Source organism: Rhodococcus sp. APC 3903, assembly GCF_030407755.1.
Lineage (GTDB): Bacteria > Actinomycetota > Actinomycetes > Mycobacteriales > Mycobacteriaceae > Rhodococcus_F > Rhodococcus_F erythropolis.
Genome location: NZ_JASDCV010000016.1, coordinates 136,040 through 149,953 on the forward strand (window position 1 = coordinate 136,040; position 13,914 = coordinate 149,953).

General features: G+C 59.7%; 7 protein-coding genes. 1 reads left to right on the top strand and 6 read right to left on the bottom strand.

Annotated elements, in window-relative coordinates:
- Positions 1–25 precede the first annotated feature (25 nt).
- From QMA15_RS22465 to QMA15_RS22480, 4 genes are all read right to left on the bottom strand, one after another.
- Positions 26–1,753 (bottom strand): DEAD/DEAH box helicase, encoded by a 1,728-nt coding sequence (locus QMA15_RS22465; protein WP_080910613.1) that lies wholly within the window; start codon positions 1,751–1,753, stop codon positions 26–28.
- Entirely contained in the window at positions 1,738–7,101 is a 5,364-nt protein-coding gene (locus tag QMA15_RS22470) for an AAA domain-containing protein (protein WP_290286528.1), read from the bottom strand. Before QMA15_RS22470 ends, QMA15_RS22465 begins: the two co-directional genes overlap by 16 nt.
- 81 nt (positions 7,102–7,182) lie before the next feature.
- The gene (locus QMA15_RS22475; RefSeq protein WP_290286530.1) at positions 7,183–8,862 is read right to left on the bottom strand and encodes a hypothetical protein; all 1,680 of its coding nucleotides are present in this window, start codon (positions 8,860–8,862) and stop codon (positions 7,183–7,185) included.
- A 198-nt stretch (positions 8,863–9,060) separates the two neighbouring features.
- A complete protein-coding gene (locus QMA15_RS22480; RefSeq protein ID WP_290286532.1) occupies positions 9,061–10,161 on the bottom strand; it encodes an LLM class flavin-dependent oxidoreductase in 1,101 nt (366 codons plus the stop codon).
- Positions 10,162–10,458: 297 nt separating this feature from the next.
- Between QMA15_RS22480 and QMA15_RS22485 the strand changes: the two genes are divergently transcribed.
- Positions 10,459–11,460: an MBL fold metallo-hydrolase gene (locus QMA15_RS22485; RefSeq protein ID WP_124569539.1), complete on the top strand. Its 1,002-nt coding sequence runs from the start codon at positions 10,459–10,461 to the stop codon at positions 11,458–11,460.
- 42 nt (positions 11,461–11,502) lie between these two features.
- On the opposite strand, the gene QMA15_RS22490 is transcribed toward QMA15_RS22485, so the two are convergent.
- On the bottom strand, positions 11,503–12,423 hold the full coding sequence (locus tag QMA15_RS22490) for a universal stress protein (RefSeq protein WP_290286537.1): 921 nt from the start codon (positions 12,421–12,423) through the stop codon (positions 11,503–11,505).
- On the bottom strand, positions 12,420–13,865 hold the full coding sequence (locus QMA15_RS22495; protein ID WP_214888896.1) for an amino acid permease: 1,446 nt from the start codon (positions 13,863–13,865) through the stop codon (positions 12,420–12,422). Before QMA15_RS22495 ends, QMA15_RS22490 begins: the two co-directional genes overlap by 4 nt.
- Between the last annotated feature and the right edge of the window lie 49 nt (positions 13,866–13,914).

Below are 13,914 nucleotides of genomic sequence, written 5' to 3' on the forward strand. Positions count from 1 at the left end.
TCCGACACGATCGAAATTTTTCGACTTAAAGCAACGCAGCCAACGTTTCCGCTGCGTCCTTTTCTCCCAGACGTACCATCGCTTCTGCTTCGACTGCGGCTGCGGCCTCCGTGGCAATCCCTAATGCGGCGGCTACCTCGACGCGGCTCATCGGCCGGTGCCCTCCTAATCCGTACCGGAGAATCATGACGCTAACGGCATCTGGAGTCAGGACCGAAAGACTAGTCAGCACAGCATCCAACTTCTCTGCGGATGGAGTGCGGGCAACGTCGTGCAATACCGCTCGCAACTCGTACGAGTGAGATTCACCAAGATCATAGTCGAGCTCCGAACAATCCGACTTCGAACTCAGTCGATTCGCCGTCTCCCGATACTGCGCGCTGCACTGCGCGTCGACAGAATTCTCCTCTGCCCTTGATCCACCCAGCCACCCCTGCAAAATCCCGGGAGCGACAGCCGAATCAACGGTAATGATGGTTGACGCGATTCCGGTCAATTGCTCGAGGAACGTCCCGTGTGCTCCGTTCTCCGGATCCTCAGACGTTCCCTTCGCAAACAGAACCAGGAAGGAGGCATGTCTGCCGTCTGTCTTGGGGCGGATGATCCGCCCCATCCGCTGGATCATCTGACGACGACTTTTGCTGCCCGCCAGAATGATTCCGACGTCAGCCTCGGGAACATCAACGCCTTCGTCAAGCACCTTCGGGGCAACGAGCGCCTTCATCGCGCCGTTCCTGAAGGCAGCTAGCAGAATAGAACGATCAGTACGGGACAAGTCACTAGTATAAGGAGCCGCAAGCACTCCTTCTTCGAGAAGCACTTCTGCAGCAGCACGAGACGATTCCTTGGTCTCGGAGAAGAGAATACTGCGTCCGGAGCGGGACAGAACCGCACCCAAGTTTCGCACAGTGTCCAGCTTGCTTTCGGCTTCGGCAAGAAGCGCTCGGCGCTGCGAAAAGGCGCGGAGATAATTGCGGGCTGCCCACGTCGCACGCCCTGCCTCGCCCTCGCTCAACTGCTGCACTTCGCGCATGAATTCACCGAACGGCTCTGGCGTGCAACCATATTTTCCGATCAATGCACGTTGCTCGCGTTGAGCGGTTTCATCGAGTTCGGAATACTTCGATTGCTCAACCTCAGAGAGCGGAACCGCCACCAACATCACTCGCACGGGCGCCAGAATGCCGTCCTGGTGTCCGCGCTCGTAGTCGCAGCCTTGAATCACCGAGCCGAAGTATGGCAACAGGTGCTGTTCGACGCCATCATCAGTACGCTCGAATGTCGCTGTCAATCCCAGACGTTCAGAGTAGATGGGCTGCAAGAGTTGCGAAAATGTCAGCGCGCCATAGCGATGCACTTCGTCAGCAACCATCAAAGCCCGACCTGGTGGAATAGGTGCTTTCTTCTGGATTGCCGACTGAACTGTTGTGATCAGGACGTCGCACGTCTCGAAGGTTTCCGAATATCCGCCACCTCGACGACCGACCCGCGTCTTCGGCAAATTCTTCTGAAAAGCTCGAAACCACTGATCTAACAAGTCGATTCCCGGCACGACAACCAGAACCGACAAACCTTGCCGAACAGCCCACGCCGAAGCCGCAATCCCCAGGGTGGTCTTGCCTGTTCCCGTCACTGCTTCGACAACGCCGCGACGATCAGCTGACCACCACTTGTCCAACGCTTCTCGCTGCCAGTCCCGGAGGTTGAGTTGATCCGATTCGACCTCGGGTGCCGCTGTCATGGCCGGGCCCATTCATCGCCATCGCTGCTGCTTTGCTTGCGCAGCAATCCCTCGCTGACAAGTTCAGCAAGAATTGCAGTCAATTGATCCGCCGGCAGGCGTGTGATCCGACGGCCCCTAGGAATCGTTATCGGACCCATCCAAGCAGCGGCGGTCAGGACCGCTTTCGCCGAGTTTCGATCCGCCGGCGGCAGAGCTGGTTCAGCTGATTCGCTCTCTCCTGGAAGTGCATAACGGTCGTTCACGAACTCGACCAAGCCCATCGAGACGAGGATCTCCAGAGCTTCGGAAATGGCATCGGGATCTGCACGCAGCCTCGATGCCAGCGTAGATAGATCGATGGGACCCGATTTAAGCTCGGAGACAATCAACGTCTGCATCAAGCGCGGAGCAATTGAAATATATTCGACGACAGATTCTTTCGCAGAGTCATCGACTGGATCTGAGCCGCCGGATCTCGCAGCTAGCTCGTATGTCAGATTGGGTCGCGTGCCTGATCGAATCAATCTGCCGTCATGTGTGAGTTTGCGCAATGCAGACCACACTTGCGGATGATTAAGGTTCCACGATGCTGCGAGTCCACGTGAGGACACAGGTTCACTTTCGACAATGGCCAAGATTCGGTCGAACAGATAGTCGTCCGGGCGAGGGATAGCGCTGTCCGGCATCACTTCCCACGCCGTTGATACCTCCAACTTTGAGGCTTGAGACGATGAAGGGTCGGCTAGATGAGTCTCCTCTTGCGGAATTTCTTCAACCACCACAACAGGTTCCACAACAGGCAGCGCTTCCACAACCGGCTCCACAAAGGGCAACGTATCCACAACGTCGTCGGCAATCGCACCCGAAACTTCGGGGATATCAACAACCGTCACCGCGACCGGTGCAGCGACTGCCGGAACCGGGACATCAGCAGGAATCACATTGGCCAGCTCGGCCTCCGCAACGTCCTCGGCTAGTGATTCGTCATTAGGCATCACAGGCGGAACCCACACGGCTGTAGCGGCTTTCGCCAGCGGCAAGGACGACACTGATCCCGGAGAAATTCCGCGGCGATCGAGCTCGGCCCACAGGCCGGACAGTGAGGCAACGGGGTCCATGTAGTACTCGGACTCCCGAATTCGCCAGAACTCCCAGCCGCACCGCTTGAGTTCACGCTCGCGTTCCATGTCCGAGCGAACTTGGTCAGGTGTCGAATGCCAATGGTCACCATCACATTCGACTGCGAGCCGACCGGCAGAACCGGTAACTACCAGATCGATTCGTCTGCCGTTTACTTCTACCTGGCAGTTGACGTGGTACCCGCGCGCAACGATGTCGAGGAAGATTCGTTGCTCGAAAAGACTGTCGAATTCGCTGTGCTTACTGTCTCGAGTGACGTGCTCGGGCATAGGATCGGCCGGCGCCGACGATGTGCTCTGCATGTACGTCATCAATGAGTGACGAAGGTCAGTGGATTGCAGATTGTCCGACGTCACGGAATGGAACAGCCAGAGCTGATCTTGGGCTCGTGATGCCGCGACGTTGTACCGACGCTGGTACTCGTTCTTTGTCATGGCCATCACGCGTTGTTCAGGCCCGATCACCATAGACAGGAGGATTACGTGTCGCTCGTCGCCCTGGAAATCCGGGGGTGTTCCGATCCGAAGTCTGCGGTCCTCCCACTGGTCGACATCGAGCCGTTTGAGCAATTCGTTTTGAATGAGGTCGACCTGACGCTGCCCTTGCAGTACGACGACGCCGAAGGTCTTACCCGCGTACGCCGTATCGGACAGGCACGCCTCGATGGCGTCGGCGATAGCGAGGGCCTCTGTTCGGTTGACCAACGCTGCGTTCTTGCCGGTGACAGCCCCGCCCGGAACGTAAGTGGTACGAAGCGGCGGAAGGCGGTCAGCGCCGTACTGTCGAACCGGGATCAACGGCGCGTCGCGGTAGAATTGATTGCTCGACCAGTTGATGATCTCGGGCATGCACCGGAAGTGTTCGCGCAGACGGACCACCTGGCCGAATCTGGTCCGAAGCATCGAGAACATACTCGATCTCGGGGTGAGGCTGCTCCGCAGATATACGGGCATGTCCGGTAGATACGTTTCCAACCGACCGAAAACGTCGTCGAGCGCGCCGGACGCTACTTCACTTGGCGCGCATTGTTTGTCGTCTCCGACCACAATGACCCGGGGTGCCAGCCACAGGAGGAAGAGGCTACTGAGATCTGCCTGGCTGGCTTCGTCGACGATAACGACGTCGAAGCTATTGGGCTCTGGCGGAATCGATGCAAGCACCTGTTGAAGTGGCATAACCCAGGCAGGTACCGCGCCCTGTGCCTTCTGCATCGCATCGCGCGCTGCGACACGGAAGGTCTCGGCGTACTTTCCGGTGCCCTTGCCGATATTGGCAACGTGATCGCGGTACGACTGCAGGGCTCCGACTTGTTCCGCGGTCATCCGTTCGAGGCAACCGATCCACGCTCGCTCTGCCGCGAGTTTAGCCGTCAGCTGGGAAATATCTGCCTCGGTGACGTCGAGTACATGCTCGAGTTCTTTGTCACGCCCAGGCTCATGCTGTTTCTGCACCCAGACTTGGGCACGCCTCCACGCCCATGCATCGTCGAGTTCATCGAGTCTGACGTTCCAACTCGAGTCGTCGGACGTTCCCCGAATTAACTGGGCCAGATTCGGTGCTTCTGATTCCAATTGCGCACTCAGCGTGTTGAGCTGAATCTCTTCGTCGCGCTCTCGACGAGCGATCTCCAACCCGGTCAACGCATGCGAGATATCGTCGATGTCGGCCGCGTCGATCGCTTCGATCAATGCCTGACTTTCAGGTGAAACCGCGCCTGCAAATGCTCCGGCAATGTCCACGCTGAGCTGCCGCATGTAAGTCTGAGCTTGCTCAGCTCGGTCAGTGTCAGCGACCGCACCGGCCGCAGCTGCTACTGCCTGCGCCTGCGCAAGCCCTCGGATAGGCGGCGCGCCTTGGCCTACGGCAACAAGCCTCTCTACGAGCGCCCGCACTTCGGCCACGCAGGCATTGACGGTTTGCACTTCACTCACAGTGCGATGCAAGTTGTTCACTTGCAAGGCGCGAGAACCCTTGGTAGTTACACTAACTCCGAGATCGGCAAGGATCGCTGCCGCTGACCGCACACAATCCAAGGCCCGCAGGTGTTCCGCAACGTATCGGACATTCTCGGTTGACGTTGCAGGTTGGCCGTCCACGGTGGGGACAGGGCCCAGCTCTTCGACCGCCTTTTGTTGGTCACTCTTGCGGAATCGTCCACGCCATTCCTGGCCGTTTTCCATCGCAACAGCAAGTTCGTGGAATACGACCGCAGCGCGCCGTCCATCGACCTCGGTTTCCACCACACGTACGCCGACATGCTGGTCAGCCTGCGCCGCGACGTGGAGGAGTTCTGGGATTTTGGCAGTCTTCGACCACAAGTGGGCCGCGCTTCCGGACAGTATTCCGTCTGCAACACCCTGGTAGGCCGGATCCAACTCGCGTACTGCGGCTACTGCGAACTGAAGCCGTTTGCATCTATCACCGATCTCCGCCAACGTCGCCGGACTAGCACCGTCGAGGACTTGCAAAAGCTCCGCCGCAGCGGGATTCAAAGGAGCTGGAATGGTCGCGGCCGCCTCACAGGCACGCTGCAGGTCAGGCCACTGTGGAAGCCTGCCCTCGATCACTGGAAACATTTGATGTGCCCGCTGTGCGCGAACTGGGTTCGATTGCGACGCCAACGCCAGGAGTTGTCGAAACTGAGGAAGATCCAAGCTTGGCGCAGCCGACTGCAATGGCGCCGGAAGCCATTCATACCGCTGGCCGCAAGCGACGACATCACGCACTATCTCGGCTGCGGTCCCCGAATATCCCTGAGCAACAAGGGGATGCTTGAAAGTCTCCCGCTCGCGTAGGGCTCTGATCTCTTCCGTAATAACCGCCTTACGGCTGAGCGCCTGATTCCTCTTGTCGTTCAGACCGTCGACGACCTCTGCCGACGCCCTGTGATTGAATGATGCTTTGCGCGTTGCAATTTCAGCGACGCTTTTGTTCAGTTCGGTCGATCCGCCACGTCCGATGTCCGTGATGGAAACGCACAGCTCCTTCATTTCGTCGGGAAGCTTATCCCTCAATACTCGCAGTGCCTGCGACTTTTCACTGGTAACCAGCACGCGTTGCCCCTTGGCCAACAGCGCCGACACCAAGTTTGCGATGGTATGCGTCTTGCCAGTACCTGGTGGACCTTCGACCACCACTCCGCTGTCACCGATGAGTCTCTCGATGATGTCGCCCTGTTCCCGATTGGCAGGCAATGGGAACAGCGGATCTTCCGCGTAGGCAACGGTGGCGGCCGAACCCGTCCGTTGCAGCCATGCGATTCGATCTTCGGGCTCGATCGGGGTGACCAGTTGCGCGAGACCCAACGGTATTGCAGTTCCATCATGTTCGGCTTCGGCAATCATCGCCTCGTAGTACTCGACCAGAGCGAAGGCGCCGCGCTTGCGAAGCACGAGAGCTGGTGCGGGAGTTAGCGCCCGCCCAGTTCGGGACGCTGACCCCGTATCGCCGACCTCAACAGTTGTTGTCAGCGCTCGCGCAGCCCATTCTTTCAAGAAGACAACGATATCGTCGGCTACCGGCGACGTGTAGTCGATCAAACTCTCCTGGAGAGACCGCGACCCGGTTCCGTCGAAAATATGGAGCCCGGTCAGTAGCTGCGTGTCTTCGAGCCTCGGTGCACTATCTGGCGAAAGCCGCACCAACAGGTCACCCGACGATTCATCTCGTTCGACGGTGGCCGACTGACTGATGATGTGTGTCCTGATATCTTCGCCCGCCGCATTGGCCGACAGCTCGAGCAGACCTGATGCAAGTACCAGCTCGACAGACTCCGGCCGAGAAGTGAGTTCTTGAAGAACCTTTTGCAGATCCTGATACAAGAGCCAGAATGGTCGACGCTCCTGATCTAGTTTCGCCCACATCCGCCACTCTGCAAGCCATCGCTCAAATGTCGCGTCGACACCTGACGACTCTTCCGAGAGTGTCGGCGTCGATGCCGAATCCGCAATATTTCCTAGCACCCAGCCGCGCAGGCCAACGGGCACTGCAGGTGCGTCGTCCAGCGAGATCCGGCGCGCGCGGAGCAGAACTTCCCCACCCGATGCACTGTGCTCGATGGACACCGATAGCAAATTGCCACTGAGCCAGATGATGTTGTCATGCTGGCGAAGATTGCGCACAGGCTTGGTTCTAGCTTTGACCAGTTCGCGTAGGAACTTCATCAATCGTTGAACGCGGTCTTTGAGCTGCGGATCGTCCTCCGGATTCGGCAACTGCTCGCCCCTCTCATTGTTCACAAGGGCACTGCAGCGCCACATCACACACAAGAGTAAAGAAGGAGTCGGACAAATTCTCGCGACCCCGCAATTCCGGCGTGCCTATTTCCGAAGGCCGAGCAGATCCCATCTGCTTTGTCCATGAGCAACCCGACTCAGCTCGATCGCGTGATGCCCCGTTCGGTCACGTCGCCGGTCATGCGCAACCCAATCGTCGGTCGCCTTTCGGATGCCGGCTGCTACTTCGGTGGAATGCAGAATGAAGACGGCAGGCTCCGCGCCGGCGAGATCGACGAAGGCCCAAAACCTCGATCCGGTGTCGTCCAGCGTCAGATCCTCATCGCTCTTCTGGGCTTGCCACGTGCCGGCTGTGCGCGTCTTGACCCGAACGATGAACCGTCGTCCGCTTGTCGTGGATATCCACACAGCTGTTCGTCGCGAAGAATCCAGGCGCCCACACTCTGCACCGCGGGTACGCACCATCTGCAGGAACCACAGGACCCCACGATCTGACGTACTCAGTTGTTCGGCCGATGAAACGGTCCGGGTGCCGGGTTTCGGCGTCGAGACCGCCCCAACTCTGCCGGCCGATGATGGACCTCTCATGGAACCAATCGATCGCCCTGACCCGTCATGCAATGTCCACAGTGTCCATCCGTCGACGCCCTGTGAACTACCCGGGTCATATCGGTCGATCACTGCGCTGGCAGCAGCGGAGGGGTCCGTGAATCGTCGGCCTTCCAGATCGCCCTTGGTGATGTGGGTTTCACCAGAAACCGGATCGCAGACTGCCAGTGTGCGAAACCCTTCGCAGTCAAGCCACACTCGCCACTTTCGGCCGACTGCGGCAGAACCTGTCGGCAACCGTGTCGATGGCGGACTAGGTCGAGGAACCTGTTCCTTCGACTTTTCAGTAGGAATCACTGCAGGACGAGTCAGCACTGTTCTCGCAACCGGCCGCACATAAGATGGAGCCGCGGCAGGCCGCACGCTCACCGGCAGAGTCGAAGCGTCGGCAGGACAGACATCGCCAGGTACTTGTGAGTCGTCGACCAGGTGAGCTACCAACTCCCACAGCTGTGCCAGCCTCATTGTTGACAAATGAGAGAGAGGTGTTCCCTTCACGGCATTCGAAAGCTGTTTGGTTCCCGCATGGGCGGGGAGAGATTGCGCTAGTGATGCAAACGCTCGAAGCGTCTTCGTGCGATCGTCCTCGGAGCCAGGAGCCAATCCCCCGACCGCAAACCAGCACTCCCCGATCCAAGCCCACGTCACCCTCGGATCGTTGTCGAGAATATCGAGTTCGTCCGCCAGTTGGTTGTAAACGTCGTAGTCGCCTTCGTCCTCGTCCACGCCTGCAACAACAGACACAATTTCTTCCGCAGCAGCCAGTCCATCAAGCGAATCCAGTGCTGCAAGGAACTTCTTGGCAGATGTGACTTCTCGTGATTCGTCACTGGTCGATTCATTACCTGCGCCCGATAGCAGGGCCGCCAGCTTTCTGAATTCCTCGCGCGAATCCGGAGCAAAAACAATAGCGTCCGGATGTTCGTCGGCGCTGTACGCGTCGATGGTCGCTGCATCTTCGACCAACACACAGACCGAGCCGACTCCAGCCGGCTCTCCAGCCTCGAATAGGCACCCCACGACCTTCTCGAGGAGTACCCGTCTGGGCTCCAACGATAGTCTGACATCCAACGGTGCCGGCGCATGTTCCCGTGTGAGCCACAAGTACGGACCATCGATAACGATCTGCCCGTTGAGCCCGTCGTACCGCCGCACTTATTCCTCCGCTAACAAATTCGCCAACTCACTGATGAATGTGCACACTTCGAGGCATGCAGTGCACCTGTCCAGATAATCATTAGCACGACAACACGACAGGCTCGGGCTACGAACTACGCAACCAACGCCTCTCTGTGTCGTTAATTGTGCGGGTGCGTCCACATCCAACCCCAAGTACTCAACTCAACGAGGTCTTTAGTCGACGGCGGTGAAACCCTTCGCCCGATCTTTGTCGGCCGAGGTCCACAGCGTCGTCGACAGTTCGGCCTTCACCAGCGGGATAACCTCTTCCGCAAATCGGCGCAGGGTGTCCTTCTGATGCTCGAAGTCGAGCACATGATTGACCGACACCGATTGGAAATCGTGGCCGTAGCTCTGGTGGTAATCGATGATCTTCTCGGCGACTCGTTCCGAAGACCCGACCAACGCCGGCCCACGGTCGACGGCCTCCTCGATGGTCCGGAAGCTCGTCGACTTTCCGACCGCTTTGGGGTCGTGCTTGCGTTTGTCAGCTTGTGCAACGGCGCCCTCGTAGATCGGACGGAACTCTTCGATGGCCTGCTCGGTGGTATCGGCGAGGAACAATCCACCCGAACCCGAGCCGACGTACGCCTTGGACGGGTCGTGTCCGTACGCCAGGTACTGCTCGCGGTAGTGGTCGATCAGCACTTTGTAGTTCTCACGAGGCTGGAAGGCGTTGGCGGTGACGATGGGATCGCCCCACTTCGCCGCGAGTTCGACGGCCTCGAACGAGGTAGCCGATCCGTGCCAGATACGGAACGGGCCGTCGTAGGGACGCGGTAGCGTCGTCGCGTCCTCGAGCGATGGTCGGTGTGTCCCCACCCACTTGACGTTTTCCTCGCTGATCAGCAGTTTGAGGAGTTCATAGTTCTCGGTGAGGTACTCGTACTGCTTGGCGATATCCAACCCGAGGAGCGGGTACTGAAGGACCTCGTTGCCCTTGCCGATCACGATCTCGAGGCGTCCCCGGCTCAGCTGATCGATGGTTCCGAAATCTTCGGCGACTCGAATCGGGTCGAGTAGCGACAGGACGGTGACACCCGTCGAGAGCAGGATTCTGTCCGTGGCCTGCGCAATTGCCCCCAAAACGACGGTTGGCGCCGACGAAAGAACCGGCCCGGCGTGGCGCTCACCCACCGAGAACGAATCGATACCCAGTTCTTCGGCGAGAACCGCCAGTTCGACGACGCGGTTGAGCCGATCGGACGGGGCAACTACCTCGCCGGTCACTGGATGGGGTGGGTTGAAAATGATGTCCAGAACCTGAAAACGCATGACCCGTCTTTCTCGATAACCGCACAGCGCGCCTGTCCCTCGGAGGCTAGTGCGCGGTTCCTCGACGGATCCGCCAACCGACCGACGCTCCCAATGCAACCAATGTGCGAAATCTACTAATCAGCAGCATCTTTCGACTCAACGAGACCAGTCGGTCGATAAAACTCTCACCGATCCGAAGTCGACCGAAAACATGCCGAACTCCCGCCAGGCAGGACCTGTGTCACCAACCAAACGAGCGCACGGTAAACATGAAGTACTAAGAGTGCGTTCCCTTATCGTTAAGAGGTACTTGATATGAACGGTGCGGCAGCCATCGGTGATGGCATATTTCAGATTCCTGTCCCGATCACGGACAACCCGCTCGGGCACACGCTCGTCTACGCCATGGAATCCCCCGGCGGACTGATCTTGGTCGACGCTGGTTGGGGCGACGACAACGGCTGGCAGGGCCTCAACGCGGGGCTCGCCGAGATCGGGCATTCGGTGACCGACATCGAGGGCGTCGTAGTCACGCACTTCCATCCGGACCACACCGGACTGTGCGGCCGGGTCCGCGAGGCGTCCGGCGCCTGGATCGCGATGCACGAGGACGACCACTACCTGTTCGATCAGATGTCGACTGCACGCGACGACGAATGGATGGCCTACCAGCTCGAGAACATGGAACGCGCTGGAGCCCCCAAAGCCGACCGCGATGCATTTAAATTGACAGCTGCGGGCGAGTCTCCCGTGGGCCCCGAGTCCGCTCCCGACCGCCTTCTCGCGGACGACGAGATCATCGCGCTGACCGGCCGCGGCCTCCGCGTTGTCTACACCCCCGGCCACACGCCTGGCCACGTCTGCTTCTACCTCGACGACGCCGACGTCATGTTCACCGGCGACCACGTCCTGCAGAAGACAACCCCACACGTCGGCAACTTCGTGTACCCACTCGACGAGCGTGACGCCCTCGCCGATTTCCTCGATTCGCTCGCACGGGTGCAGAACATGAACATCACCCGCGGTCTCGGCGCTCACGGCATTCCGATCGACGACGTCGGAGGTCGCGCCGGCGAGCTGATCGAGCATCACCAGGAACGACTCGATCACCTGCTGCAGGAGTTCGCCGACGACAAGCTCACGGTGTGGGACGTCGCGGCAAAGATGAAGTGGTACAAGCCGTGGGCCGAGATCTCCCCGATGGGAAAGACGATGGCGTTGTCCGAGGGCGCAGCTCACCTTCGCCATCTGGTTGCCCGAGAGCAGGTCTCTCAGGTTCCCGGCTCCGAGCCCGCGCTCTTCGCTCGCTCCGTCTGAAAGATCAGGGCCGACAAGCCCTCCGCTCGTCGGCCCTGATCTTTATTCCGCTTCGGCCTGATCGACTATTCGGGTCGACGCGGATCGCGGGACCACCACCACCGGAACCGGCGAGTACCGCACGATCTTCGCTGCCCGACTGCCGAGAAACACCCTCGCTAGTGGACCTGCCTTGCTCGAGCCGACCGTCAGAACGTCACCTCGATCCCACTCGACGCCCTCGAGCGCCTCGGCCCAGTTACGGCCATGGCTGATAACCGATTCCATGACGTCAGGTATCTCGGGCAGTGCACGCACTCTCTCGAAGGCAGCGTTGGTCTCGCGCTCGACCACCTCGGCCCACTCGGAGATGACCGGCGAGTCCCCCTCGGTCCCGAGCGTGGTCGTGTACTGCGCGTTTGCACGAACTGCAAACGCCGCCAATCTGAGTCCGGCATCGACACGCGCAGCCACGGTCGCGGCGGCGAGCACCAGGTCGTCCTGATCGGGTGTGCCCGAGTATGCGGCGGTGACGCGGCGAACCACCTCACCGGGCTTGGTTCGAAATCCCCTCGGCGCCAGCGCGACCGGGACGTCGGAGCTGTGCAGCAAGCGGGAGGTGACGCTGCCGAGAGCCACGTGGCCGAACACCCCGGCCGTGGACGAGTCCAGGACGATCATCTTGGCTTCGTGCTCGTGAACGAGATCGAGCAGGCCACTCGACGTCGACTGAGCTTCATGCACGACATAGGTCACGTCGACGTCGGAGGGCATGTCTGCCCGCGCTTTCGCCAGTGCCGCTTCGGCTTCGGCTCGCAATTGCTGGTGGTATTCGGCGTCGACACGCGTTATCCCGGGCGGTGGCGGCGAGGGAATCACCGCGCAGATCACCAGCGGTTCACCGGACGAGCGCGCCAACAGCGTTGCAAGATGGACGGTTCCGGAACTGTCACCGTCGGGTGCGTATCCCGCGAGCAGCGTCATGACTCGGACTCCGATCCCAATTCGGCGCGGTTCTTCGCACCGAGGCGCGAGTGCTTCATACCGTAGGCGAAGTACCAGATGATCGCGACGGTCACCCAGACGAGGAACACGTAGATCGTGACGGTTCGGAGGTCCTTGATGATCCACAGGCAGCCCAGGATCGAGAGGATCGGCGTCACCGGATAACCGGGAACTTTGAAGCTGCGCGGCAGGTCCGGGTCACTGCGGCGCAGGATGATGACCCCGATCGAGACCACGAGGAAGGCCACCAGGGTTCCGATGCTGGTCATTTCGGCGAGGAAGTTGATCGGAATGAAACCGGCCAGAATGCTGATGACGACGCAGACGATGATGGTGTTGGGCACCGGCGTCAGAGTCCGCGGGTTCACCTTGTGGAAGATCGACGGAATCATGCCGTCGCGTGACATCGCGAACAGGATACGGGTCTGACCGTAGATGACCACGAGCGTGACGCTGCAGATGGAGATCACCGCACCGGCGGCCAGAAGTGTTCCCGGCCAGGTAGATCCGGTCACCTGTTCGAGGATGGCGGACAGTCCGGCTTCCTGACCTTCGAACGATGCGGAATCCTGTGCACCGATCGCCACGGCGACGACGGCGATGTAGATCGCGGTGACGGACACGAGTGCAATGAGGATCGCGAGAGGGAGATTGCGACGAGGGTTCTTCACTTCCTCGCCGGCGGTGGACACTGCGTCGAGGCCGATGTACGAGAAGAAGATGATTCCGGCGGCGGACATGACGCCACTGAATCCGAACGGTGCGAAGTCGGCGAAGTGATTGCTGTTCCATCCGGCGATGCCGACCACGATGAAGAGCAGCAGAATTGCGAGTTTGATCGAGACCATGATGGCGTTGGCCTTGGCTGATTCGCTGGCGCCGCGGATGAGCAGAACACCGCACAGGCACACCAGGATCACTGCGGGCAGATTGATGATGCCGCCCTGTTCCGGCGCTTGTGACAACGCGTCGGGAATCTGGAACCCGAAGAGGTTACCCAGTAGCTGGTTCAAATACTGCGACCATCCGACGGACACCGCCGCGGCCGAGACTCCGTACTCGAGAAGCAGACACGCGCCGACGGCCATGGCCGGAAGCTCTCCGAGCGTCGCGTAAGCGTAGGAATACGACGAGCCCGACGCCGGGACAGCTCCGGCCAACTCCGCGTAACAGATCGCCGTGAGTCCCGCGACGAGACCGGCAACAACGAAGGAGATGATCACTGCCGGACCCGCAACCGGGACAGCCTGCGAGAGGACGAAGAAAATACCGGTGCCGATCGTGGCGCCGATGCCGAACATGGACAACTGCGCTAAACCGATACTGCGGGTCAGCTCACCGCCGTTGGTATCTGCGCCGGTCTCCTGGTCTATCTGCAAAGCCGGCTTGCGCCGAAGTACGTGTTTGACGAGAGTAGCCATCGACGCTCCTCTAGAGTGCCTGGTAGGAAACTGTTGTATCCTCATACTG